Below are 23766 nucleotides of genomic sequence, written 5' to 3' on the forward strand. Positions count from 1 at the left end.
CCCCGCGTTTCGCGCGTACCCCCGGTCAGTCGCCGCGGGCCTTGCGGGTGGCCCGGTTGTTGGCCTTCTCGATGGCCCTGACCAGTTCCGGCTTGGTCATCCGGCTGCGGCCGGGCACGTCCAGTTTCCTCGCCACCTGCATCAGGTGGTCCTTGGTGGCGTTGGCGTCGACCCCACCGGCGGTGGGGGCCCGGCGGGCGGGGCCACCGCCTTCGGCCTGCCGGTCGCTGGGCCCCTTGCGGCCCTTGGGCTCCCAGTGGTCGCCGACCTTCTCGAAGCTGTGCTTGACGGCGGCGAAGGCGGCGCGGTGCGCGCGCTCCCCGTCGCCGTAGGTCTCCACCGCCGAGTCGTGCGTCTTCTCCCAGGTGCGCTGTGCCTTCTCCGGGGAGCGTCGCAGCGTGCTGGGCAGTACCTCGCGCCCGGGCATCCCGTCCTCCTCCGCGTCGACGTCGTCTGGCTGACCGGACCGTTCCCTGGGCCGGCTGCGGCAAACACCGACGTCGGGTTTGTCGATTTCCGCCGTCGGGTACCGCCCCGCCCAGACGCGCGCCGGACGCCGGGTCCGCCGGGTCGTCGGGCGACGAGGAGCCGAACATGGCAGCGACGACGGAGCCGACCGGAGCAGCGACGACGGAGCCGACCAGGGTCGCCGATGACGGACCGCAGCTACGGATTCCCCGGCGGATGCGCCAGTTGAGCTGGTCCACCTGGCGGGGGGTGCTGGTCCGCAGCGGGCGGGGTTTCGTGAAGGACAACTGCGCCGACTGGGCGGCGGCGTTGACCTACTACGGGGTGCTCGCCCTGTTCCCGTCCACGGTCGTGGTGGTGGCCCTGGTGGGGCTGGTCTCCGACGGCGAGCGGACGGTGGACACCGTGCTGGACCTGGCCCGCGACATCGGGGCCGGCTCGGTGGTCGGCAACGAGGGTTTCGTGTCGGTGGTGCGCACCGTGGTCGACCAGCAGAGCGGGACGAAGGTGCTGCTCAGCTTCGGTCTGCTGGGCGCGTTGTGGTCGGCGTCGGGGTTCATCGGCGCGTTCACCCGGGCCTCCAACGCGATCTACGGCGTCGAGGAGGGCCGGCCGTTCTACCGGCTGCGCCCGTTGCAGATCGGGTTGGCCGGGGTGTCGCTGCTGCTGCTCGCGGTGGTGGCGTTGGGCCTGATCGTCAGCGGGCCGGTGACCGACGCGGTGGGCGACCTGGTGGGTGCCGGTGGGCTGGCCCGGACGCTGTGGGGCGTCGTGAAGTGGCCGGTGCTGGCCATGGTGATGATGACGCTGTTGTCGCTGATGTTCTGGATCGCCCCCAACGTCCGGCAGCCCCGGTTCCGGTGGCTCACCCCGGGCGGGGCGGTGGCCCTGCTGTCCTGGATCGTCGTCTCCTTCGGCTTCGGCCTGTACGTGGCCAACTTCGGCTCGTACGACGTCACCTACGGCAGCCTGGGCGCGGTCATCGCCTTCCTGGTGTGGCTGTACCTGTCGAACTCGGCGCTGATGTTCGGGGTGCAGATCAACGCGGAGTTGCAGCGCGGACGTCGGTTGCAGGCGGGCGAGGACGATCCGGGCGAGCCGGTGCTGCCGCCGAAGACCACCGCCGGTCCGTGACCCGTCGGGTCCGGCGTCCGGGCCGGTGTTTCCCCGGGGCGGGCGCGGGTAGCACAACAGACATGGAACGTGGGAGCAGCAAGCACGCACCGAGGGTCGACGACCAGATGAGCCAGGAGGTCAGCGGCCTCGTCCAGGGGTCCGGCGCCGGTGGTTCCCGGGTCGAGGAGTTCCGCGAGGCGGAGCCGGCCGGCGAGGACCAGCCGGGCGCGACCACGGCTCCGGCGGGCGACCTGCGCACCGGCACCCCGCAGGGGATGACCTCGCAGGACGTGGAGGCGCGCAGCCGGCTGGGTCGGTTCATCACGATGACGGCCCTGCCCGGGGACCGGCTGGCGCTGGTCGCCAACGCGCGGGAGAACGACGCGCCCGACGACCTGGTGGCCGCCCTGGAGCGCCTGCCGGAGAGCACCCGTTTCCAGACGATTTCCGAGGTGTGGGCCGCACTCGGGCACCGGAACGAGACGACGCGTTGGTGACCGGATCGGCCCACGATCCGGACGGACACCAGCGGCCAGAGGAGGATTTCGCATGAGCGGCGTCATCGAGCACGTGGACGTGTCGGTACCGGTACGGACCGCGTACGACCAGTGGACCCAGTTCGAGGAGTTCCCCCACTTCATGGAGGGGGTGCAGGAGGTCCGGCAGCTGTCGGAGACGATGACCCACTGGACGGTGGAGATCGCCGGGGTCAAGCGTGAGTTCGACGCCGAGATCACCGAGCAGCTCCCCGACGAGCGGGTGGCCTGGAAGTCGACGGGTGGCACCCAGCAGGCCGGTGTGGTGACGTTCCACCGGCTCGACGAGGGCAATACCCGGGTCACCCTGCAGATGGACTTCGAGCCGCACGGCGTGGTCGAGCAGGCCGGCGACAAGCTGGGTGTGGTCGACCGGCGGGCCAAGGGCGACCTGGAGCGGTTCAAGCAGTTCATCGAGCGTCGCGGTCAGGAGACCGGAGCGTGGCGCGGGTCGGTCGACCGGCCGCAGCCCTGATTCCCCGCCTCCCCCGACACGGACGTACGACCCCGACGGCCGCCGGCTCGCCCGGCGGCCGTCGCCGCGTCCGGGTACGACCGTTTGCGATCATCGGGTCGGGGTACCGCGGAGGTATGACGGACAACGACGGCAGGGTGTGGCGGGATGAGCGGAAGACCCCGCTTGAGGAGTTGGACCGGGCGATCGCCAGGTCCACCATCGACGGGCAGGCCGACGACCCGACCGGCAACGACGCGGGCGAGGAGGCCACCTTCGGGCACGGCCCCGAACCGGTGGACCGGGGTGCCGGCCCGCAGACCGGGCGCCGGGAGATGACCGACACCGAGCGCGCCTACCGCCCCTCCACGACGGGACGCACCGGACCCGACACCATGTGACGCCTCCGGGGCCGGGCAGCCGTCGTGGATGCCCCGCTATCGGCCCCGTTGCGCGGACACCACGGTCCGGACACCGCAACATCGGCCCCATCGTTGCGGGACGTCGCGCCCTTCGGTCCGGCGGCGTGCGGGGCGGGTCGGTCTCCGCGTTCGCCGATCGGGCGGCTCGGGCGGCCGGCGGGTGGCGGCCGTTCAGTCGGCGGTGCGGCGGGCTGCTGCCGCGTGCGCCACCAGCAGCGCCACCGCCAGCACCGTCAGCGCCGGGCCGAGCAGCCGCACCGACGTGTCGCCGAGCAGCACGCCCAGCCCGGCCGGGATGAGGGCCGCCCCGATGCCGGCGGCGCCGATCTGCACGCCGATCACCCGGTCGGCGTGCTGCCGGCCGACCCGTTCGGCGGTGCTCAGGGTGAGCAGTGGGAACACGGGCGCGGCGGCGAACCCGAGCACGACCAGGCCGGCCACCGTCACCCAGCCCGGCCCCGGCAGCGCGATCAGCACCGCCCCGACGGCCATGCCCAGCAGGCTGCCCCGCAGCACCCGGGCGGTGCCGAGCCGCTCGGCGACCAGCCCCTGCACCACCCGCCCGACGAAGAGGCTGCCCCAGTAGCCGGAGACCGCCACCCCGGCGGCCGCGGCGGACACCCCCCGCCCCTCGGTGAGCAGCAGGAACGCGTAGAGCCCGGCGGACACCTCGATGGCCACGTAGACGGCGAAGGCGAGCGCGCCGAACCAGACGGCGGGCAACCGGAGCGTCTCGGCGATCCGCACCACCGCCGGCACCGTCGGGTCGGCCGGGGCGGCGTGCGACGGCGTGGAGGCAGCCGTACGGTCCCGCCAGGCGCTGACGGTGAGCGCGAACGCGGTGGCCAGCGCGAGCTGGGCGGCGGCGGTGACCGCGTACCCCCAGCGCCAGCCGGCCCCGGTGCTCAGCATGGCGGTCATCACCAGCGGGCCGATGGCCACGCCGAGGCCGAAGAAGGCGTGCATCCAGTTCATGTGCCGGGGGCCGAACGCCCCGGCGGCGTACGCGTTGAGACCGGAGTCGATCGCCCCGGAGCCCAGGCCGAGCACCAGCGCACAGCCGATCAGCACGGTCAGCGCCGGCGCGCTGGCGTACCCGGTCAGCGCGAGGCTGGCCAGCAGGGTGCTACCGGCCAGCAGCCGGCCCACGCCCAGCCGGGCGAGGGTGAACCCGGCCAGCACGCTGGAGGTCAGGTACCCGATCGTGCCGGCGGTGAGCACCAGCCCGACCGCGCCGGTCGGTACGCCGAACTCGGCGCTGATGGAGGGCCAGCCGACGCCGAGCAGACCGTCGGGCAGGCCGAGGCTGACGAACGCGAGGTAGGCGAGCAGGAGCAGGGAGGTACGGGGCGGGGCGACGGACACGGAGGCTCATCCTGCCGCATCACCGAGAACGGGTCGACGTGATTGTCGCCTCCCCCGAACCGGTGGTTTGGAACGCCCGGACGGGCAGTAAACCGGACAGGTCGTCCAGAATCCGCCGTTCGGCTGACGGTAATCCGAACGGGTCGCGCAAGACTTTCGGGATGCAACAGGGCTCCGGTTTCCTCACCCCTCGTCAGCGTCGCCTGGCCTGGCTCGGCTTCCTGCTCGCCGCCATCCAGGCCCCGGTCTCCGCCAGGTTCTCCGCCGACGACTCGTGGCTGTTCAGCCTCTGCGTCGCGCTCATGGTGGCCACCGTGATCATCGCCGACGACGCCAGCCGTCGTCGCCCGGCCGACGCCACCAGCGCGGACTGAACCCCCCGGCGGCCCCGGGTCACGGGGTCGGGCCGGGAAACTCCCGCTGCGGGCAGCTGAGCGGGCGGGCCGGGTCGATCCGGTGCAGGGCGTACCCGGTCCCCTGCGTCGGGACATGTGCGCTCGGCGCGCGGTCGCCGATCTGGATCAGGGCGTGCCAGCCGGTGCGCTGCGCGGTGTACCGGGTGCAGCCGTCGATGACCTCGGTGTGCTGCCGGGCCGCCACGGTGGCCCGGCTCTGGACGAAGCTCGTCGGGTCGGCCGGGTCGCTTTCGGCCAGCAGCAGCGAGGACGCGGCCGTCGTGGTGTGCGCCCAGAACGACTCCCCCGCCGTCAGCCAGAGGTCGGCGACGGTGACCAGGTCGTGGTCGACGAGGCTGGAGAAGGTCAGGTCGGGGTCGGCCGCGCCGGTGGTGCCGGAGTGCGTCACCGGCGGCAGGGTGATCGTGGCGGTGTCCGTCCGCTGCTGCACCCAGTACACGCCGGGGGTGTACGCGGTGACCGCGGCCGTGTAGGTACCGAACGGCCGGTGTCCGGCCGTGGAGTCGACCACCACGAAGTCGGTGCGACCGAGCCCGTAGAGGCTGGTGGCGAGCGTGCTGCCGGCGGCGTCGCGCAGGGTCAGGTCCCAGTCGGCGGTGGCGGCGGGCTGCACGGCGACCACCGACCAGTGCCGCTGGTAGGTGCGGTAGGTGTAGTCCTGCGCGGTCCGGGCGATCTGCACGTCGCCGTCGCCGAGCGCGGTGCCGGCCACGGCCGCCCCGGGATGGGCGAGCGGCACGGTCAGGGCCAGGGCGACGGCGCCGGCGAGGCGCGCGCCGAACCACCGGCGGGCGGAACGGGACAGGGCCATCGGTGGGATTCCTTCCGGGTGGGATCTGGACTGTAGCGACGCCGGACCGCCCGGGTCGTCGTCCCGCGCTGTCGGATATCGGCCCCGCCACGACGGCCACCGGTGTGCGACCTTGTCGGCATGCCGCCGCACACCGGCACCGGGGCCCGGCACCCGGCACGCCCCGGTCGCCGTACCCCGGCAGCCCGACCCGAGGAGCGCCGACCGTGACGAGACGACCGACGGTGTGGACGTGGCTGCTGGGCCTGCTGGCGGTGGTGGCGTTCGCCCCGACCCCGGCGGCGGCGGCCCCGGGCGGCGGCGAGCGGAACGCCCGCGACCTCGCCGCCGTACGCAGCGCCGCCGCGCAGGCGACCTGGTCGACCGGCCCGGTCGCGCCGGGCGTCAGCCAGGGCTGGGTGTGGAACAACGCCAACCCGCTCAATGCCGCCTACCAGGTGGGGCTGTCCCCCACCGGGGCCGGCGACACCATCCCCTGCCAGTTCGAGGTGACCCGGACCTGGTACTCACGGGAGCCGGGCGGCGAGCGGCGGTTCCACTTCGTGGTCCGTAACAGCGGCACGCTCACCTGCACGGCCACCGTCCTGCTGTCCTGGCTGACGCCGACCCACGACTGGTCGACAGGCGCGCTCGCGCCCGGGGCCAGCGGCAACTACGGCTGGGTGGAGCAGATCGCGCCCACCGTGTCGTACCTGCTGGGGGTGACGCCGACCGGGGCGACCGCGACGGCCGCCTGCCAGTTGGAGATCACCCGCAGCTGGTACCGGCAGGAACCGGACGGGGTACGCAAGTTCTACTTCGTGCTCCGCAACATCGGCACGGTCACCTGCTCCGGTCAGTTCCAGCTCGCCCACACCGACCCGTCGGCGTCGTGGTCGACCGGGACGCTACCCGTCGGGGCCTCGGCCACCTGGACCTGGAACAACGCCAACCCGCTGACCGCGGTCTACCTGCCCGGCCTGGCCCCGGCGGGGGCCGCCGGGGGCACCCCCTGCCAGTTGGAGGTGACCCGGAGCCGGTACGTGCAACGGGCCAACCCGGACGGCTCCCGGCAACGGCAGTACGTGCTGACCGTCGGCAACGTCGGGCAGGTGCCGTGCGGCGGCACCGTGCTGCTCGGGTCGTTGACCCCCTGACCCGCCGGGGCGGATTCCGACGTCGCGTCCCGTCGCTGTCCGCCCCGACGCCGACGGTCGCCGGTGCGCCGTCCGCGCCCCGGGGGCGGATCGGTCCCGGTGGTGGAGGGCCGGTCGACCGGCGGGGGAACCCGGACCGGCCGGCTGGCCGACTCCGGAGGGGTTACCGGGTGGTTAACCTCGGTCCTCATGCGAGTGCCGTACCCCCAGGTCGCGACCCGGACCGCCGCGCGCGCGGCGCGCTCCCACCTGGCCCTGCTCAGCGCCTCGGTCGGTGCCCCGGGTCTCGCTGCCGCCGCGGCCCGGCCCGGTCTGCTCGCGCTGGTCGACCAGCACGCCGCCGCCGTCCGGGACAGCCTCGACGGTGACCGCCGGCCGCTGACCCCGGCCGCCCTGGCCGGCTACGCCGAGGGGGTACGCGACACCGCCCGCGCGCACGGCCTGTTCCCCGAGGGCGCGGTGGACTTCACCGCCCCGGACTGGGTGCTGGTCCGCCTGCTCGCGGTCTGCGCCCTGGCCCGCACCCTCGACCCCCGGCACCTCGACCCGGCCTGACCCGGTTCACGCCGGAAGGGTGCCCGCCTCGCGCGGACACCCGTCCCGGTGGTACTGCCGACTCAGCTGCCCGGACGACCGAACTGCTGGGTTTCGTCGCCGACGCCGGACTGGTAGGTGCCCCGGCCGCCGGCCATCGTGCGGGCCTCGTCGACGCGCGGCATGGCCTGCGTCCGCTCGCCGCCCCGGTCGGCCATCTGCCGGCTCATGTCGCCCTGCCCGGCCGTACGGGCCCGCCGGTGCTCCTGGACCGCCCGCGACTCCTCGGCCGCCCGGTCCAGCCAGCCGTCCCAGCGGGACTGCATCGGCTTCACCAGGCCACCGCCGACGCCGACGATCAGGATGCCGGCCACGGTGGCGAGCACCGCGATCAGGACCGGCGTGGTGACCGTGGTGGCGATGCCGACCTGGTTCAGCGCGGCGATCACCCCGAGCGCCAGGATGAAGATGGCCGTCAGGTCGGCCAGCACCTTGCCGTACGACAGGCCGCCGAGCGCGCCGGAGACCAGGTCCCGCACGGCGTTGGCGATGGCGGCGGCCACGACCACGATGACGATCGCGATGAACGCGCGCGGCAGCCAGGCCACCACGCCCCGGATGAGGTCGCTGATCGCGTTGGGTCCCCACACCCCGAACGCGAACTGCAGAGTGAACAGCAGCACCGCGTAGTACGCCAGGCGGGCCAGGATGTCACTGGCGTCGTACTTGGTGCGTTCCAACGCGCGTCTGATCCCGCCCCGTTCGACCGCCCGGTCGAAGCCCACCCGTTCCAACGCCGCGTCCACGATCTTGAGTACCGCGCGGGCGATGAGCCAGCCCACCACGAGGATGACGATGAACGCGATGGCTCTCGGCACGAACAGCAGCACCGACCGCCACATGTCGGTCAAGGCGCTACCGATGTCGACCTGCCTGACCGCAAGGGTTTCCGGCATGATGTCCCTCCTGTCCAATGGACTGCGCCGCCCGGTTACCCGTCCGCCGCAGCAGCACGCCGGAGAATCCGCACCGATTTTCCCGACATGTCTGCATAAAAATGGCCGGAACTGCACGAACGTCGGCGTCAGTGGATGCGCCGGGCATGATCGGGTCGTCCGGGCCGGCTCCGGATAGGCTGCGGGCATGCCAGGCACGGTCGGGCGGGTCCCGACGTCACCAACCCCCGCACCGGGGCCGGCCGGGGTCGAACCGGAGGCGGCGGCCGTGCCCGCCCACCCGTGGGCCGACACCCCGCTGGGTCCGCAACAGGGTTGGGACGTGACCATCCGCGTCCTGGTCGACGTGATCCTGTCCTGCCCCGTACCGATGGCGTTGCACTACGGCGACGACTTCGTGCTGCTCTACAACCAGGCGTACGCGGAGGTGATCGGCGACCGGCACCCGGACGCGATGGGCCGGCCCGCCCCGGAGGTCTACGCCGACCTGTGGCACGCCCCCGGCGTCGGCGAGGTCATCGAGCGGGCCTACCGGCACGGCGAGTCCTTCCTCCAGAAGGAGTCGGTGCTCCCCGTCCACCAGCAGGGCACCGGCGAACACACCGTCTTCACCAGGGGCCACTCCCCGGTCCGCGACAGCACCGGGCGGATCGTCGGCGTGCTCACCGTCGCCGCCCAGACCAGCCAGCTCACCCAGCAGTTGCAGAGCCTGTCCGACTTCGCCGCGGCGCTGTCGGGCACCCTCACCCTCGACGACGTGGCCCGGGTGACGCTGCGCTACGCGCTGCACTCCTTCGACGCCGACCAGGTGTCCTTCGCCGTCGACGACGGCCCCGCCTGGCGACTGGTCCGCCGGATCCGGGGCGAACTGCTCGACGAGGCCGACGAGCGGCTGCCCCCGCTGTGGCGGCCGGTCCCGGCGGACACCACCGCGCCGGTGGTGGTCGGCGCGCGCAGCGGGGTGCCCTTCTTCGCCGGCGACGGCCAACCGCTGCGGGACACCGCCGTCGACCGGCACGACCAGAAGATCCGTTCGCTGGCCGCGCTGCCGCTGCGCTCGTCGGTGATCCGTGGCGGGCTCGCCGTGGGCTACCAGACCCCGCACGGCTGGACGGCGGCGGAACGGGCGCTGCTGGCCGCCTCGGCCGAGCTGGTCGGCCAGGCGGCGGAGCGCGCCCGCCGGTTCGAGACCCAGCACGGCACCGCCCAGCTGCTGCAACGCAGCATGCTCCCGGAGCAGTTGCCGGCGCTGCCCCGGCTGCGCATCGCCGCCCGCTACGACCCCGGGGTCGACGGCAACGCCGCCGGGGGTGACTTCTACGACGCGTTCCTGCTGCCCTCCGGCGACCTGGGCGTGGTGCTGGGTGACGTCGCCGGGCACGACGTGCAGGCGGCGGCCCGGATGGGGCAGGTACGCGCCGCGCTGCGGGCGTTGGCGCTGACCGATCCCCGCCCGGACGCCGTCCTGGCCGGGCTGGACCGGCTGGTGGCGAGCCTGGGCACCGAGACCGGCACCCACGAGCTGTTCGTGACGGTGGCCTTCGGGGTGGTCGACGCCGACCGGGGCGAGATCACCCTGGCCAGCGCCGGTCATCCCCCGCCGCTGATCCGGCGGACCGGGCCGGACGGCCTCGCCACCGCCGTCTTCGTCGAACTGCCGACCGGCGCGCCCCTGGGGTTGGGGTGCCGGCCGCCCACCGCGACCGTGCCCTTCGCCCCCGGCGACACCCTGCTGCTCTACAGCGACGGGGTGGTCGAGCGGCGGCGGCAGAGCCTCACCGCCGGCCTGGCCGGGTTGGCGGCGGCGGTGGCCGGGGCCGCCAGCGGTGACCCCCGGGCGCTGTGTGCGGTCGCCACCGGCGCGGTCCCCGGCGCCACCGAGGACGACGTGGCGGTGCTCGCGGTCGAGCACGCGCTCAAGCCGAGCCGGTCGGCGGGGATGGAGATGCCCGCCGAGCCGACCGCGCCCAGCCGGGTACGCCACTGGATGACCGCGCAGCTGGCCGAGTGGCAGGTGCCCGAGGCGGTGATCGGCGCGGCGGTGCTGTGCACCAGCGAGCTGACCACCAACGCGTTGCTGCACGCCGGCACCGCCGCCCGGGTGGAGATCGACCTGAGCCCGGAGCGGCTGCTGGTGTCGGTGGCCGACTCGGGCACCCGGGGCTCGGTGACCCGCGCCCAGACCGACACGCTGAGCAGCCGGGGCCGGGGCCTCGGGCTGATCGAACAGCTCTCCGACGCCTGGGGCACCGACCCGACGGTCCGGGGCTCGACGGTCTGGTTCGAGATCCTCCTACCCACCGGCTGACCGGGAGTCCCCCGGGCTCACGCGGGACCGGTGCCCGTCGCAGCGACTCGGCTGACCGTGTTCCTGACGGCAGGCACCAGCCACCGAGGCACTAGACGGCGGCAGCGAGTCCGTTGATCAGCTTGTGATACGCGGTGGGGTGCACAATCGGGATGCCGTACTGGCGGGCCTTCTTGGCCTTTCCGGACATGGTGTCCGGATCCGCGGCAACGAGCAGCTGCGTCTTTTTGGTGACAGTGCTTCCCACACTCAACCCTGCTGCGCGCGCTTCCTCCTCCCATTCCCATCGCGGCGGCTCCATCGCACCGGTGAAAACCACCAGGTCTCCTCGCTGAAGCTGCCAGGCGTCGGGGCGGCGCTGACCGGGAACGGTGGTGGGTGGTGCAGCCAACGCCTTATCGACGTCAACCCGACGCAAGCCGAGAAGCACCGCCACCTGATCCAGGTCGTCACGCTCGTCAGCGGTCAGGATGCCGTCTTCAAGCGCAACAGCCGCCAGGCTCGCCAGATAGGTTCGGTGCAGGTGTTCGACATCCACGCGAGCAAGCCCGAGCTTCTCCGCCATGGCGACGAGCGCCTCAGCCTCCGTGGCAGAGATGTGCCGATCGAGGAGTGCATGGTCGAGCAGGTCCAGGTAGACGTCACCCTGTGGCTCACGCAGGCGTGGCAGCCGGTCCACCAGCCGCGCAAGGAAATGCTGCTCGCGCTGGCCTGCGGCACGGCGGTGCACGGCCGTCACCGGGCGAACGTCGATGGCAGGCCAGGTCACTCGAGCCGCCGCCGCTGCCGCGTCTGCCCACGGGGGTGGGTTGCCGGCGGCGGCAAGGTAGTAGCTCAGGAGACGGGCGGCAGCGCGGGCATCGTGTAGTGCTGAGTGCGCCTGATGTGGCGACAGCCCCGCCGCACGGCAGCAGTCGTGCAGGCTGCGACCGGCTGAGGGCAGAAAGTGCGGGGCCAACTGCATCGTGCAGAGGCCAGCAGCATCTGGGATCGGTGTCTGGATGCCCACGCGCTGATATTCAGCGTGTAGGAACTGGGCGTCGAAGTTGAGGTTGTGAGCGGCGAGCACCCGACCGCGCAGCATGCCGGCGAGGTGCCCGGCCACCTGCTCGAAAAAGGGTGCGCGCCGAGCCTCAGCTGCGGAGATGCCGTGGATGGCCTGTGGTCCGAGGTCCCGATCCGGGTTGACCAGACTGCACCACTCGTCGGTGAGGCGGCCACTGGCATCGACATGGACGACAGCTACCTCGACGATTCTGTCGTGCCAGCTGGTACGAAGACCGGTTGTTTCCAGGTCGATGACTGCGTACACATCGCTCCCTATGCTGAGACCGTGGACGGACTTCCGGCTGCCTCGCGTAGTCGCGCCAGCCATTGCGGCGGCAGTGGTTGTGGGTCACCCAATGGGCGCAGATAGGCCCGCCGATACCGCGCTTGTTCGGTGTCTTGCCACAGTTGGGCGGTGCTGGCGACGGCGGCAGTGATCCCCAATGCGGTCGCTACGACAGGTGATGCCGCCGCAGCGCCGGTGCGTCCAGCCCACCCGACGAGTTCCTCCTGGAGCGGCATCTCTGAGGGCCATGCAAGCGGCGCGAGCTTAGACTTGGTGTGCACCCTGTGCTGCTCGACCGCTGCGGCGTACCTGGACCTGTGTTCGTCGACTTCTGCCAGAAGCTCGGGAATGGTGAGAATGCTATTCCGCAGGGCGATGAACCGCTCAGCCGATATCACCTCAGCGATCTTGTCAAGGACGGCACTGGGGCCTTCCCTGTCCCAGTCGACCAGACAACGATTCTGGAGCATCGACATGATTCCGAGCAAATGCTCGGGATGGCCCTCGATCTCGTCGATACGGACCACCCACGCTCCACCGGCACGACCGGTCGGGCTGAGGCACCAGACCGCAAGTGCTTCGCTACCGTCGGCGTCCGGGCCGGTGGCTAACACTCCGTGGCCACGTGCCCCAGGCACATAATCGATCGGCGCAGAAAACTCACTGTCGGACGACTCCATGCTGGAACTCCCTGCCGCTCTCCATTGTCACCGTCGAGCGATCACCGTAGCGGGCACCGTCGGCATCCTGGGTCGCCCATCAGGGCGACATGATCGTCCAATCGCTACACCAGCCCCACACCTGCGTATATTTCTGACAGCCCACTTCGCTACAGGAGCCAGTGCCGGCATCAAACTGTCGGCTTCAAGACAGCAAAACCCCGACCAGCTCGGCAGTAACCTTTCCGTAGCCACCGGCACTGCTCAACGGAATTCAGCGACCAGCGCTCCGAGCTGACTCGGCAGCAGAAGAGCCGGTCCCCGTTTTGGAAACTGGTCTCGAGGCTGGCGAGAACAATGCTCGTGTCGGACCAGCGGCCCCTGAGCGACGCCCACCAGATTGGGTTGGTCCGGAGCCATCTGGCTTGCCGGGGTCCGTCCGGGGCGGGTTCGGTCGGCTGCACCGCCGCCGCGCATCCTCTGCGGTGCGGAGGACGTTGCGGGCAGCCGTCGACGCACTCACCTCTCAGCCCGCCGCGAGGGCGGCTCGCGGCAACGACCATGCGGAGACAAGCCGGACACCCAGGCTTAGCCCGACCATCGACGGGGCACAGTCCCACCCCCGCCCACACCGGTGGCCGGGGGTGAGAGGCGGTCGGGGTGGAACTGGTCGATGTCGAGTTCGCGCTGGTGGGCGTGGGTGCCCTGCTGGCCGGGGTGCTCCCCCGCCTGCTGGAGCGCCGTCCGCTGTCGATGCCGATAGCGTTCCTCGGCCTCGGGATGCTGGTCTTCGCCCTGCCGATCGGGCTGCCCGCGCCGGACCCGTTGCGGTACCCGCAGGTCGCCACCCACCTGACCGAGATCGGCGTGATCGTCGCGTTGATGGGCGCCGGCCTCAAGATCGACAGGCCGTTGAGCTGGCGGAAATGGTCGTCCACCTGGCGGTTGCTGGCGATCGCGATGCCGCTGTGCATCGCGGCGGTGACGCTGCTCGGCTGGTGGTGGGCGGGGCTGGTGCCGGCCGCCGCGCTGCTGCTCGGCGCGGCCCTCGCCCCCACCGACCCGGTGCTCGCCTCCGACGTGCAGGTCGGCGAACCCACCGACGCCGAGGACTCCGAGGACGAGGTGCGCTTCGCGCTGACCTCCGAGGCCGGCCTCAACGACGGCCTGGCCTTCCCGTTCGTCTACGCGGCCATCGCGATCGCCACCGCCGGGCTGGCCCCGTCGGGCTGGTTCGCCGAGTGGTTCACCATCGACGTGCTCTACAAGCTGGCCGTCGGCATCGGCGGGGGCCTGCTGATCGGCTGGCTGCTCGGCAAGCTGTTCTTCCGCGCCCCGAGCGAGCTGCGGCTGGCCCGGCACGCCGAGGGCTTCCTCGCGCTGGCCGCCACCTTCCTGGCGTACGGGCTGGTGGAGGTGATCGGCGGGTACGGCTTCCTGGCCGTCTTCGTCGCCGCGCGGGCGATCCGGGCCGCCGAGCGGACCCACGAGTTCCACGCCGTGCTGCACGACTTCGCCGAGCAGACCGAGCGGCTGCTGACCGTCCTGCTGCTGCTCCTGTTCGGCGGCGCGGTGATCACCGGCCTGCTCGCCCCGCTCACCTGGCAGGCGGCGACGGTCGGGCTGGCGCTGGTGTTCGTCATCCGGCCGCTGTTCGGGTGGCTGTCGCTGCGCGGGGCACCGGGTCGACCGGCGGAGCACTGGGTGATCGCGTCGTTCGGCATCCGGGGCGTCGGCTCGTTCTACTACCTGGCGTACGCCACCACCAAGGCCGACTTCGCCCAGGCTGACCTGATCTGGGCGACGGTCGGCCTGGTCGTGGTCGTGTCGGTCGTGGTGCACGGGATCGCCGCGACCCCGGTGATGCAGTTGCTGGACCGGGCCGGTGAACGCACGGCCGACCCCTCGGAGCGGGGCCGGCGCGACGAACCGGCCCTGGACGGCGCCCGAAGCTGACCGGGCCGGGGCACGGTGGGGGTGGGCCTCGCCAGGCCAGGCCAGGCCGGGCCGGTGGCGGCGGCGGTGTCAGCGACCGGTGGTGAGCCGGCGGGCCAGTTCCCGGCCCAGGTCCCGGCCGGAGCGCCAGGCGCTCTGCACCCGGGGCCTGCCGAAGGCGTCCCCGGCCAGCCCGACCAGGTCGTCGTCGAGGAAGAACCCGCCGTCGGGGTCCGGTTCGACCGGCCGGGCGTAGGTCCACCGGTGCACGTGGACCAGTTCGGCCGGGTCCGGCAGCCCGAGCAGGTCCCGCACGGCCTCCTCGATCGCCGGGCCGGCCGCGCCGGGCTGGGCCAGGTGCCCGGCGGCGAACTCCGGCGTGGTGTGGGCGACCAGCACCGGGGCGGCGTCGCCCCGCCGGTCGCCGTCGTCGCAGACCAGGGCGAGCACCGGGTGGTCGTTGACGAAGGCGCCCCGGAAGTCGGCCCACCGCCGGCCGGGGAAGCGCAGCACCGCCGCGAGCACCGGCGACCACCGCTGCCGTACGGCGGCCCGGGTGGCCCCCGCCAGCGCCGGGTCGAGCAGCAGGGCGGCCTGCGGTCCCGGGGTGCACAGCGCCACGGCGGCGGCGGGCCGGCCGTCCACCAGCGGGCCCGGCGCGACGCCCGACACGAACCGGTCCACGGTCACCGGCAACTCCCGGGCCAGCGCCTCGACCAGGGAGCGCAGCCCGCGCGGGGCGGCCCAGCGGACCGGTCCGGGCACCTCCCGCCGGCCGTCCGGGCCGTACGCGACGAAGGTGTCGGTCCACTCCCGCACCAGCCCGGCGGCCTGCCAGCGCCGGACGACCTCGACGAAGTCCGGGTCGTCGGCGGTGAGGTACGCCGCCCCCAGGTCGGCGGGGCGACCGTCGAAGCGTCGGCTGGCCATCCGACCCCCGGCCACCCGACCGCGTTCCCGGACCTGCACCGGTACGCCCGCCCGCGTCAGTTCCCCGGCGCACGCCACCCCGGCGATGCCGGCACCCACCACGATCACATCCGTGTCCACCGGATGATCGTAGGCACCGCGACCGGCATGAGCGGGCGACCGGCGGGGTATTGGCACGGCTGTTCGAGGAGAGGTGGACGTGATGACCGACCGCAACGACCAGCAGCCCGACCCGCGTGGGGCGATCAAGGACCCGGACGAGTGGGTGACCGGGGACGAACCGCCGACCGCCGCCCAGGAGTCGTACCTGCACACCCTCGCCCGGGAGGCCGGCGAGGCGGTGCCGGACGACCTGACCAAGGCGGAGGCGTCCCGGCGGATCGACGAGTTGCAGGAGGAGACCGGCCGGGGCCGGTGACCTCAGCGGGGTGGCAGGCGGTGCAGCGCGACCCGGTCGAGCTGTCCCGCCGCCACCTCGGCGGTCAGGTACGTGGCGTACGGCTGGGCCCGCCGGTCGGTGGGTGAGCCCGGGTTGAGCAGCCGCAGGCCGCCCGGCGCGACGCTGTCCCACGGGATGTGCGAGTGGCCGAAGACGAGCAGGTCGTGGTCGGGGAACCGGGCCGCGCAGCGCTGTTCCCGGCCGGTCTTCGGCCCGGTCTCGTGCACCACCGCCACCCGCAGCCCGGCCAGCTCCACCTCGGCCACCTCGGGCAGCCGGGCCCGCAGGTCGGGGCCGTCGTTGTTGCCGTACACGCCGACCAGCCGACGGGCCCGGTCGGCCAGCCGGTCGAGCAGGTCCACCTCGACCCAGTCCCCGGCGTGCAGCACCACGTCGGCGGCGTCCACCGCCGTCCAGACCTCGTCCGGCAGGTCCCGGGCGCGCCGGGGCAGGTGGGTGTCGGCGATCATGAGCAGCCGCATCAGGCGGGCCTTCCGGGCGGGGGCCGGGCGCGGCCGGCCGGCTCAGGCGCCCTGGCCCTGATTCTGCATCAGGCCGCCGTCCATGAAGTACGTCGACCCGGTCACGTAGTCGGCGTCGTCGCTGGCGAGGAAGACGGCCAGCCGGGCGATCTCGGCGGGCTCGGCGGCCCGCTTCCACGGGATGCTCTGCACCTGCTCTTCCAGGTACTTCGGGTCGTCGATGGCCTCCTGGTTGAACGGGGTGAGCACCATCCCGGGTCCGATGTTGTTGACGTTCATCCGCATCGGGGCGACCTCCAGGGCGAGGCTCTTGGCCAGTTCGAGCATGCCGCCCTTGCTGGCGTCGTAGTCCGCGCCGCCGGCCCGGGCGACCTCCTGGTGGATCGAGGTGATGTTGATGATCTTCCCGCCGCCGCCCTGGTCGCGGCGGTGCCGGACGAACCGTCGGCAGCAGAAGAACATCCCGTACAGGTTGGTACGGATGCACCGGTCCCAGGTTTCGGTGTCCAGGTCGGCCACGCCGATGCCGGAGGCGTCCACCCCGGCGTCGTTCATCAGCACGTCAAGCGTGCCGAACGCCGTCAGCGCCTCGTCGAACATCGCCTCGACCTGGTGCTCGACGCTGATGTCGCCCTGCACGACCACCGCCCGTCGGCCGGCCTTCTCGATCTCGGCCCGGGTGTGGTCCGCGCCTGCGTGGTCGTGCAGGTAGTGCACCACCACGTCGGCGCCCTCCCGACCGAACTCGATCGCGGTGGCCTGCCCGATGCCCGAGTCCGAGCCGGTGATCAGGGCGGTGCGGCCGGTCAGTCGTCCACTCATCGGCGTGTTCCCTCCGTCGGTCCGTGCCGGTCGGCACGGCTCAGGTCGACGTCGCCACGACGTCGGTGCCGGTCGTCACGAAATGCGGCCGGTCCGTGGCGAGGTCGCGTCGTCGTTCGGCGATGTCGGTGAGCAACCCGGCCGCGTTGATCAGGCCGATGTGCGAGAACGCCTGCGGGAAGTTGCCCACCTGTTCGCCGGTGGCCTGGTCGATCTGCTCGGCGTAGAGGCCGAGGTCGTTGACCCGGCCGGCGAGCTGCTCGAACAGCCGGGTGGCCCGCTCCTGCTCGCCGGCGAGCGCCAGGCAGCTGGCCAGCCAGAACGAGCAGATGACGAAACCGGCCGGGTCGCCGTCCCAGCGGCGCAGCAGCCCGTCGCGCGACAGCCGCCGCTCCACCACGTCGATGGTGGAGCGCATCCTGGGGTCGTCGGCCGGCAGGAACCCGACCAGCGGCATGAGCAGCACCGAGGCGTCCAACCGGTCGGAGTCGAAGGCCCCGGTGTACGCGCCCAGCCGGTCGTTCCACCCCCGCCGCAGCACCGCCGCGCGGACCTCGTCGCGGGCCCGCGTCCACCGCGCGACGTCGGCCGGGTCGCCGAGGCGGGGACCGAAGCGGACCGCCCGGTCCAGCGCCGTCCAGCACTGCACCTTCGACGACAGGTAGTGCCGTTCGGCGTCGCGGGACTCCCACATGCCGGAGTCCGGCAGGTGCCAGGCCCGGACCGCCTGGTCGGCCAGGGCCCGCAGCAGGTGCCGTACGTCGGGCGACATCGGGTCCAGGTAGTGCCGCATCAGCCAGGCGGCGTCGAGGATCTCGCCGAGCACGTCGTTCTGCCGCTGGGTCCAGGCGTCGTTGCCGACCAGCACCGGGCGGCTGTCGGCGTAGCCGCGCAGGTGGTCGAGGGAGTGTTCGGTGAGGTCCCGCTCCCCCTCGACGCCGTACATGATCGGCACCCGGCCGTCGTCGATGCGGCCCATCGCCCGCGCCACCCAGGAGAACTGCCGGTCGGCCTCGTCCGGGCAGGCGGACCGCCACAGCGCCTGGAGGGTCAGGCTGAAGTCGCGGACCCAGACGTAGCGGTAGTCGTAGTTGCGGTCGCCACCCACCTGTTCCGGCAGCGACGTGGTGGCCGCCGCGACGATCGCGCCGCTGGGCTGGTAGGTCATGCCCTGCACCACCATCGCGCTGAGTCGTACCTGGTCGCGGTAGAGACCCTGGTAGTCGTGCAGGTCGGCCCAGGAGCGCCAGCCGGTCACCGCGTCGGCCACCACCCGGTCGGCGTCGGGCAGCGCCGGTTCGCCGCCGTCGTAGGTCGGGGCGTACCCGAGGGTGAGCCGCAGGGTGTCCCCGGCCCGGACGGTCGCGCGGCCGACGGCGTCGCCGTGCCGGCAGGCCAACGGCACGTCGGAGCGCAGGCTGAGCCGGCACGCGCCGGCCCGCGCGTCGATCACCCCGGCGGCGTGGGTCAGGTACGCGGTGACCCGGCCGTACTCGAACCGGGGAGCGAACTCGACGCGTACCGGCACCTCGCCGGAGAGTCCCTCGACCAGCCGGGCGAGCACCCGGGGCGAGCGCAGGCCGATGTCGTGCCCGCGCGCCTCCGGTTCCAGGGCCAGCGCGTCGGTGACCGCCACCGAGCCGGTGCCGGTGTGGAAGACGGTACGCAGCACCAGCGAGTCGTCCAGATAGGAGCGGGACACCCGGACGTCGTCGCCCTCCGGGGTGATCGACCAGTGCCCGGCCCGGTCGTCGAGGAGCCGGCCGAAGACCGACGGGCTGTCGAACCGGGCCGGGCACCACCAGTTGACCGAGCCGTGCCGGTCCACCAGCGCGGCGCTGCGCCCGTCGGCGAGGAACCCGTGCTCGCTGATCCGTCCGCTGTCCACGGGGCGGGTTACCCGGGCTCCTCGTACCGCATGCCTCGCCCGGCGGGTTGTCCCCGGCGGCCCGCATTCCCGGGCCGCTCCTATTGCCGGGCCGCCGGGCGTTATCCCGGCGGGTCGGCGGGAACGCCTGTCGTTGACGAAGGAGGAGGCCATGACCAGAGCAGCGAACCCGACCGCCACCTGGCGACCCGGGATGCCGGGCGGCGACAACCTCCCGTCCGGTCCGGCCGGCCGGCCGGCGACGCCGCCGGGGGACGGACACGGCCCGCAGGCCGGCCCGCCCACGGTGACGATCGGCGCGTACCCGGACTACCCGTCCGCGCAGCGCGTGGTGGACTACCTGGCCGACAACCGGTTCCCGGTGGAGCACACCGCGATCGTCGGGACCAACCTCACCCTGGTGGAGACGGTGCTCGGCCGGCTCACCACGGGACGCGCCGCCCTGCTGGGCGCCGGCACCGGCGCGTGGTTCGGGTTGTTCATCGGCCTGTTGTTCGGCATCTTCACGGTCGGCAACTGGCTCGCGGTGATCCTGGTCGGCCTGGTGATCGGCGCGATCTGGGGTGCCGTGTTCGGTGCGGTGGCGCACGCCATGTCCGGCGGCCAGCGCGACTTCACCTCGGCCAGTTCGCTGCGCGCCGGCCAGTACGCGGTGACCGTCGACGCCGCCCTGGCCGACCAGGCGCGGCAGATGCTCGGCCGGATGCACCTGACCCCGACCGGGGCCACCGCCCGCTGACCCGTCCGACCCCGCCGCCGTCCCGACGCGCCCAGCGCCGGGGCGGCGGTTCGCGTGGTCGGCCCGCCACCGGGGCGGGCGGCCCGACCACGACCCGCCGGGAGCACCCGTCACCCGGGCGGCGAGGAAGGCCCGGGCCGACGGGGGCCTGAGATTTCTGGCTAGCGGGACGCCCTCGCGAAGTCCACGAACTCCCGCCACGCACCCGGCGCGAACGCCAGCGTCCCACCCGCACGGTCCTTCGTGTCCCGCACCAGGACGACGCCGGGCAGGTTGTCGGCGACCTCGACGCACGCGCCGCCGTTGTCCCCGCTCTTCGTGCTCTTGCGCCACCGCGCGCCGGTCAGGTCCATGCTGCCACCGCTTTCCTGATGAGGTCGAGAGACTGCGACCGGGGTAGGGCCTCGCCGACTATGCGGGCCCACCTCCGTTCAAGGCTAGCGATCTCTGCCGCGTCGTCAATGATGTGTGCGCTGGCCGGACCGTCCTGGTGCGCCATCCGCGCACCGTCCGGCAGCTCGGCCAGGATGAACGGACCGCCCATGCCCAGGTAGATAGGCGTGTCGAGCGGTACGACGTGCACCTGCACGCACGGCAGTTCGGCGCAGGCCGCGAGGTGTTCGCACTGCTCGCGCATCAGCTTGCCGTCGCGGCCTGCGCGCCGCCGGAGGACCGCTTCATCGATCACCGCGACGACGAGCGGAGGCTCTGGCCGGTGGAGGATCGCCTGCCGCTGCATCCGTGTCGTCACCAGCTCGTCGACCTCCTCGGGGGTGGGTGTCGCCAGCGCCAGCGTCGCCCGCGCGTACGCCTCCGTTTGCAGGAGCCCCGGCACCCACGCGAGTTCGAACCATCGCAGCTCGACCGCTTCACGCTCGATGTCCGCCCAGCGTCGGAACCAGACCGGCTCGTGGCGCTTCACCGCATCCGGCCAGAGGTCCAGGACGTCGCGGCCCAGGACCGCCGCGACCTTGGCGCGATGCCGGGTCTGCGGGATGCTCCCGTGGCGTGCCCACCTGGCTGCGGTTTTCGGGTCGACCCCGACCTGAGCTGCCAGGCTCTCGGCGGTCTCCCCGGTCTGCGCCATGGCCTCTTTGACTGCCAGATTCATCCCGCTCCCTCCCACGTTGCGGCCGAACGTTCCGAACGTCTGCCTGCATATTGCTACGCGGTGTGTTTGCTACACAACCCTCGGCAAGGTGGAGCCCAGAGCGGCGCGGCCGGTCGGAGGGGAGATCCGCCGGCCGCGTCTGCTGCGGGGGCCGTCTCCTGTGGAGGGGCAGGAGGCGGCCCCCGTTCCAGCCACCGCTACGAAGGGGGGAGCACCATGCCGGACACGCCGGAGCCCGACCGCCCACCGCCGCCCGAGCCGCACCGCAAGCCTGACGACGACCCACCACCGGCACGCCCGTCGGTGCCCGGCCCGATCGGGCCGTTCATCCCACCGTGGCGGGGCCCCGGCCGGCTGGCGAACGCCGTCCCCTGCCACCGCCGGACCCCCTGCCACCGCCGGGCCCCCGGCTGGAACGGGAGCCAGCCAGGTGACCCCGCACACGATCCGCCCCGGTGACGTGCTCCACCTGACGCGCGCCGCGAGCGTGCAGTTCATCCGTCCGATCACGGTACGGGTCATCCGGGTGCTCACCGACCGGCACACGTACGACTGTTGGTTGTGGATCGACGCCTACGAGCTGGACGCAGCCGGCGACGCGGTCCGGCGGCGGACCCTGTTCCTGATGCCGGCCGGAGCGACGCGCCCGGAGCCCGGCCCCCGTCGACCGGCTCCGCGCAGGCCGACCCCGGGAAGGGTCGTGGTGGCGTGACCGAGCTGCTTCCCGGCCGGCACACGCCGCTGCCACCCACCTGGCTCTGCCGGATCGACGCCCACCCGTGGCCCTGCGGGGAAGCGAAACTCGCGCTCCTCGCGGCGTACGCCGACGACCGGCCGGGCCTGCTGACCCTGCTGTCGACGCTCAGGGAGGAAGCCGAAGACCAGCTCACGCAGCTCGACGGCGGCAGAACCGTGGACGCGACCGACCGATTCCTGACCTGGACATACCAGGCCGGCCGCTGACCTCACCTCTCGCCAAGCGGCGGGGCGGGTGGGGCGGGGACGTGGCAGGGTCAGCGGTCGCGGCGGGGATAGTCCAGTTCACCGGCCCGGATCGGGGTGGCGAGCCGGTTCTCCGGGGGTGCCAGCGGGCAGGCCCAGGTGTCGTCGTACGCGCAGCTGGGGTTGTAGAGGTAGTTGGCGTCGAGGCGTACCCGTTGACCGGGGAGCACGGTGAGTCCCCGCCCGAAGGTCCCCTTGACCGTGTCGGTGAGGTACCGGCCGCCGCCGTACGTCTCCCGGCCGCTGGTGCCGTCGCGGACCGGCACGAACAGCCCCCCGCCGTACGCCTCGATCCACCACAGGGTCAGCGGCCCCCACGGGGTCTCGGCGACCGCCAGCCGCCGGTAGCGGACCACCCCGTCGGGGCCGCCGGTGTCGATGGTCTCGGTGCCCGAGGCGGGTCGCAGCGGGGCCTCGACCACCGCCGCCGGGTCCGGTGGGAACCAGCCGAGCCCGGGGAAACCGGCCCGGTCGGCGGCCGGCAGCGGGCTGGCCGGGTGACTGCGGAACAACTCGTCCCGGGCGGCCCGGAAGCCGGCCAGGTCGGTGTCGGACAGGTAGAGCGCAGCGGTGCGTTCCCGCCAGTCGAGCACATCGAGGTCGTCCACCCGTCGACCCTAACCACCCCCCGAGCCGCCGTCCCCGATGATCAAGAGGTTCGCGTCAGTATTCCGGCTCAAAGGTGACGCAAAGCTCTTGATCACCCGGGGCAGGGCAGGGCCCCGGCGGGAGCGGCGGGTGGTCGGGAGCGGGACGGGTCAGGTGTCGGTGGCGAGGCGGGCGTGCAGGTGTTCGTCGTGCCGGTGGCCGTCGCCGTAGCGGTGCGACTCGCGCAGCGTCCCCTCCCAGCGGTAGCCGGCGCGGGTGGCGACCCGGCAGGAGGCGGGGTTGTCGACCGCGTGGCACAGCTCGATCCGGTGCAGGTCGAGGTGGGTGAAGGCCCAGCCGGTGAGCGCCCGCAGCGCGCCGGCGGCGACCCCCCGTCCGCGCGCCGGCCCGGCGGTCCAGTAGCCGACGGCGGCGTTGCCGTGCCGGATCTGGTGCACGGAGACCCCGCCGAGCAGCGTCCCGTCGGCGGCGTCGGTCACCGCGAGGGAGACGTGGCTGCCGTCGCTGCGGTCGGCCCGCCGGGTGATCCACGCGGCGGCCTGCGCCAGGTCGGTCACCCCCTGCCCGTTCCATCTGACGATGTCGGGGTCGACCAGGGCGGCCAGCACGGCCGGCGCGTCCGCCGCCCGCCAGGGGCGCAGCACCAGGCCGGGCACGGTGATCTGTACGGGTTCCACCGGGGCAGTCTGCCAGCTCGTCGCCAGCGGTTCCTTTCAAATCCTGAAGTTCCTTCGGTCAAGGAGAAGTGTCTCGCTGCTCACAGAGGCGTCAGAGAGCTTGTTTAAATTTGAAAGAGTGCTACTGTTCGGGGGATGACGGAGAGCCTGGACAGCGAGCGGATGGCCTGCTGGCGCGCCTACATCGAGGCCAGCCAGCGACTGTTCACCCGGCTGGAGGACGATCTGCGCGCCGACGGTGAGCTGAGCTTCGCCGACTACCACGTGCTGGTCCTGCTCTCCGAGGCACCCGGCCAGCGGCTGCGGATGGGCGAGCTGGCCGCCCGGCTGGTCTTCTCCCCCAGCCGGCTCACCTACCAGATCTCCACCATGCAGCGGCGGGGTCTGGTTGCCCGGCAGTCCTGCCCCGGGGACCGTCGGGGCAGCGAGGCGGTGCTCACCGCCGCCGGGCTGCTCGCCCTGCGTGAGGCCGCGCCGGGGCACCTCGCCTCGGTCCGGCGGCACCTGATGGACGACCTCGACGACGCCGAGGTCGCCACCCTGACCCGGGTCTTCGACCGGCTCGGCCGGCGGCTGCGCGCCGACCGGGACGCGTCGTCCACCCACCGCGACACCTGA

28 protein-coding genes are annotated in these 23766 nt (G+C 72.8%); 14 read left to right on the forward strand and 14 right to left on the reverse strand.

What is annotated here, in order from left to right; all coding sequences use genetic code 11:
• Positions 1-25: 25 nt before the first annotated feature.
• The gene (locus tag ACN260_RS19090; protein WP_422752393.1) at positions 26-427 is read right to left on the reverse strand and encodes a ChaB family protein; all 402 of its coding nucleotides are present in this window, start codon (positions 425-427) and stop codon (positions 26-28) included.
• Between the two features lie 167 nt (positions 428-594).
• On the opposite strand from ACN260_RS19090, the gene ACN260_RS19095 reads away from it, so the two are divergent.
• The 4 genes from ACN260_RS19095 (at position 595) to ACN260_RS19110 (ending at position 2975) form a co-directional block, all read left to right on the forward strand.
• Positions 595-1602: a YihY/virulence factor BrkB family protein gene (locus tag ACN260_RS19095; RefSeq protein WP_422752394.1), complete on the forward strand. Its 1008-nt coding sequence runs from the start codon at positions 595-597 to the stop codon at positions 1600-1602.
• 62 nt (positions 1603-1664) lie between these two features.
• Complete coding sequence (locus ACN260_RS19100; RefSeq protein ID WP_422752395.1) at positions 1665-2081, forward strand: DUF2795 domain-containing protein; 417 nt, start codon at positions 1665-1667, stop codon at positions 2079-2081.
• A gap of 52 nt (positions 2082-2133) precedes the next feature.
• A complete protein-coding gene (locus tag ACN260_RS19105) occupies positions 2134-2595 on the forward strand; it encodes an SRPBCC family protein (protein WP_281899028.1) in 462 nt (153 codons plus the stop codon).
• Between the two features lie 116 nt (positions 2596-2711).
• A complete protein-coding gene (locus ACN260_RS19110; RefSeq protein ID WP_422752396.1) occupies positions 2712-2975 on the forward strand; it encodes a hypothetical protein in 264 nt (87 codons plus the stop codon).
• A 192-nt stretch (positions 2976-3167) separates the two neighbouring features.
• Here the strand turns inward: ACN260_RS19110 and ACN260_RS19115 are convergent, their stop codons facing one another.
• On the reverse strand, positions 3168-4361 hold the full coding sequence (locus tag ACN260_RS19115) for an MFS transporter (RefSeq protein ID WP_422752397.1): 1194 nt from the start codon (positions 4359-4361) through the stop codon (positions 3168-3170).
• A 161-nt stretch (positions 4362-4522) separates the two neighbouring features.
• On the opposite strand from ACN260_RS19115, the gene ACN260_RS19120 reads away from it, so the two are divergent.
• Positions 4523-4735, forward strand: a complete 213-nt coding sequence (locus ACN260_RS19120) for a hypothetical protein (protein WP_422752398.1) — start codon at positions 4523-4525, stop codon at positions 4733-4735.
• Positions 4736-4754: 19 nt separating this feature from the next.
• Here ACN260_RS19120 and ACN260_RS19125 read toward each other — a convergent pair whose 3' ends face one another.
• The gene (locus ACN260_RS19125; RefSeq protein ID WP_422752399.1) at positions 4755-5588 is read right to left on the reverse strand and encodes a hypothetical protein; all 834 of its coding nucleotides are present in this window, start codon (positions 5586-5588) and stop codon (positions 4755-4757) included.
• Positions 5589-5794: 206 nt separating this feature from the next.
• Between ACN260_RS19125 and ACN260_RS19130 the strand changes: the two genes are divergently transcribed.
• Together ACN260_RS19130 and ACN260_RS19135 are read left to right on the forward strand one after the other, a co-directional pair.
• Positions 5795-6724 carry a hypothetical protein gene (locus tag ACN260_RS19130; protein ID WP_422752400.1) on the forward strand — a complete coding sequence of 310 codons (930 nt, stop codon included), beginning with the start codon at positions 5795-5797 and terminating at the stop codon, positions 6722-6724.
• 189 nt (positions 6725-6913) lie between these two features.
• Positions 6914-7279, forward strand: coding sequence for a DUF6401 family natural product biosynthesis protein (locus tag ACN260_RS19135; RefSeq protein ID WP_422752401.1), 366 nt, complete (start codon positions 6914-6916; stop codon positions 7277-7279).
• Between the two features lie 62 nt (positions 7280-7341).
• Here the strand turns inward: ACN260_RS19135 and ACN260_RS19140 are convergent, their stop codons facing one another.
• A complete protein-coding gene (locus ACN260_RS19140; RefSeq protein ID WP_422752402.1) occupies positions 7342-8214 on the reverse strand; it encodes a mechanosensitive ion channel family protein in 873 nt (290 codons plus the stop codon).
• Between the two features lie 187 nt (positions 8215-8401).
• Between ACN260_RS19140 and ACN260_RS19145 the strand changes: the two genes are divergently transcribed.
• Complete coding sequence (locus ACN260_RS19145) at positions 8402-10522, forward strand: ATP-binding SpoIIE family protein phosphatase (protein WP_422752403.1); 2121 nt, start codon at positions 8402-8404, stop codon at positions 10520-10522.
• A gap of 91 nt (positions 10523-10613) precedes the next feature.
• Here ACN260_RS19145 and ACN260_RS19150 read toward each other — a convergent pair whose 3' ends face one another.
• Both ACN260_RS19150 and ACN260_RS19155 read right to left on the reverse strand, forming a co-directional pair.
• Positions 10614-11834 carry an exonuclease domain-containing protein gene (locus ACN260_RS19150; protein WP_422752404.1) on the reverse strand — a complete coding sequence of 407 codons (1221 nt, stop codon included), beginning with the start codon at positions 11832-11834 and terminating at the stop codon, positions 10614-10616.
• An 8-nt stretch (positions 11835-11842) separates the two neighbouring features.
• Positions 11843-12535, reverse strand: coding sequence for a DUF6218 family protein (locus ACN260_RS19155; protein ID WP_422752405.1), 693 nt, complete (start codon positions 12533-12535; stop codon positions 11843-11845).
• Positions 12536-13174: 639 nt separating this feature from the next.
• On the opposite strand from ACN260_RS19155, the gene ACN260_RS19160 reads away from it, so the two are divergent.
• A complete protein-coding gene (locus ACN260_RS19160) occupies positions 13175-14470 on the forward strand; it encodes a cation:proton antiporter (RefSeq protein ID WP_422752406.1) in 1296 nt (431 codons plus the stop codon).
• A gap of 69 nt (positions 14471-14539) precedes the next feature.
• On the opposite strand, the gene ACN260_RS19165 is transcribed toward ACN260_RS19160, so the two are convergent.
• Positions 14540-15487: an NAD(P)/FAD-dependent oxidoreductase gene (locus tag ACN260_RS19165; protein ID WP_422756758.1), complete on the reverse strand. Its 948-nt coding sequence runs from the start codon at positions 15485-15487 to the stop codon at positions 14540-14542.
• A gap of 94 nt (positions 15488-15581) precedes the next feature.
• Between ACN260_RS19165 and ACN260_RS19170 the strand changes: the two genes are divergently transcribed.
• Positions 15582-15797, forward strand: a complete 216-nt coding sequence (locus ACN260_RS19170) for a DUF3072 domain-containing protein (protein ID WP_422752407.1) — start codon at positions 15582-15584, stop codon at positions 15795-15797.
• A 2-nt stretch (positions 15798-15799) separates the two neighbouring features.
• On the opposite strand, the gene ACN260_RS19175 is transcribed toward ACN260_RS19170, so the two are convergent.
• Genes ACN260_RS19175 through ACN260_RS19185 form a run of 3 tightly spaced genes read right to left on the reverse strand, consistent with a single transcriptional unit; the run spans position 15800 to position 19010 of the window.
• Complete coding sequence (locus tag ACN260_RS19175; protein WP_422752408.1) at positions 15800-16300, reverse strand: metallophosphoesterase family protein; 501 nt, start codon at positions 16298-16300, stop codon at positions 15800-15802.
• 42 nt (positions 16301-16342) lie between these two features.
• Entirely contained in the window at positions 16343-17122 is a 780-nt protein-coding gene (locus tag ACN260_RS19180) for an SDR family oxidoreductase (protein ID WP_422752409.1), read from the reverse strand.
• Positions 17123-17162: 40 nt separating this feature from the next.
• Positions 17163-19010: a glycoside hydrolase family 15 protein gene (locus ACN260_RS19185; RefSeq protein ID WP_422752410.1), complete on the reverse strand. Its 1848-nt coding sequence runs from the start codon at positions 19008-19010 to the stop codon at positions 17163-17165.
• 151 nt (positions 19011-19161) lie between these two features.
• Here ACN260_RS19185 and ACN260_RS19190 point away from each other — a divergent pair, with 151 nt between their 5' ends.
• On the forward strand, positions 19162-19749 hold the full coding sequence (locus ACN260_RS19190; RefSeq protein WP_145918815.1) for a general stress protein: 588 nt from the start codon (positions 19162-19164) through the stop codon (positions 19747-19749).
• 161 nt (positions 19750-19910) lie between these two features.
• Here the strand turns inward: ACN260_RS19190 and ACN260_RS19195 are convergent, their stop codons facing one another.
• Both ACN260_RS19195 and ACN260_RS19200 read right to left on the reverse strand, forming a co-directional pair.
• Positions 19911-20102 (reverse strand): DUF397 domain-containing protein, encoded by a 192-nt coding sequence (locus ACN260_RS19195; RefSeq protein WP_422752411.1) that lies wholly within the window; start codon positions 20100-20102, stop codon positions 19911-19913.
• Complete coding sequence (locus ACN260_RS19200; protein WP_421486707.1) at positions 20093-20860, reverse strand: DUF5753 domain-containing protein; 768 nt, start codon at positions 20858-20860, stop codon at positions 20093-20095. The genes ACN260_RS19195 and ACN260_RS19200 overlap by 10 nt, the downstream gene beginning before the upstream one ends.
• Positions 20861-21290: 430 nt before the next feature.
• Here ACN260_RS19200 and ACN260_RS19205 point away from each other — a divergent pair, with 430 nt between their 5' ends.
• Both ACN260_RS19205 and ACN260_RS19210 read left to right on the forward strand, forming a co-directional pair.
• Positions 21291-21572, forward strand: coding sequence for a hypothetical protein (locus ACN260_RS19205; RefSeq protein WP_422752412.1), 282 nt, complete (start codon positions 21291-21293; stop codon positions 21570-21572).
• Positions 21569-21823 carry a flavin reductase gene (locus ACN260_RS19210; protein ID WP_422752413.1) on the forward strand — a complete coding sequence of 85 codons (255 nt, stop codon included), beginning with the start codon at positions 21569-21571 and terminating at the stop codon, positions 21821-21823. Before ACN260_RS19205 ends, ACN260_RS19210 begins: the two co-directional genes overlap by 4 nt.
• Positions 21824-21873: 50 nt before the next feature.
• Here ACN260_RS19210 and ACN260_RS19215 read toward each other — a convergent pair whose 3' ends face one another.
• Both ACN260_RS19215 and ACN260_RS19220 read right to left on the reverse strand, forming a co-directional pair.
• Positions 21874-22470: a DUF1684 domain-containing protein gene (locus tag ACN260_RS19215; protein WP_422752414.1), complete on the reverse strand. Its 597-nt coding sequence runs from the start codon at positions 22468-22470 to the stop codon at positions 21874-21876.
• 150 nt (positions 22471-22620) lie between these two features.
• Positions 22621-23148, reverse strand: a complete 528-nt coding sequence (locus tag ACN260_RS19220; RefSeq protein ID WP_422752415.1) for a GNAT family N-acetyltransferase — start codon at positions 23146-23148, stop codon at positions 22621-22623.
• 135 nt (positions 23149-23283) lie between these two features.
• Here ACN260_RS19220 and ACN260_RS19225 point away from each other — a divergent pair, with 135 nt between their 5' ends.
• Complete coding sequence (locus ACN260_RS19225) at positions 23284-23766, forward strand: MarR family winged helix-turn-helix transcriptional regulator (RefSeq protein WP_422752416.1); 483 nt, start codon at positions 23284-23286, stop codon at positions 23764-23766.

It is taken from the genome of Micromonospora sp. WMMD708 (genome assembly GCF_049315245.1).
GTDB classification, from domain to species: domain Bacteria; phylum Actinomycetota; class Actinomycetes; order Mycobacteriales; family Micromonosporaceae; genus Micromonospora; species Micromonospora wenchangensis.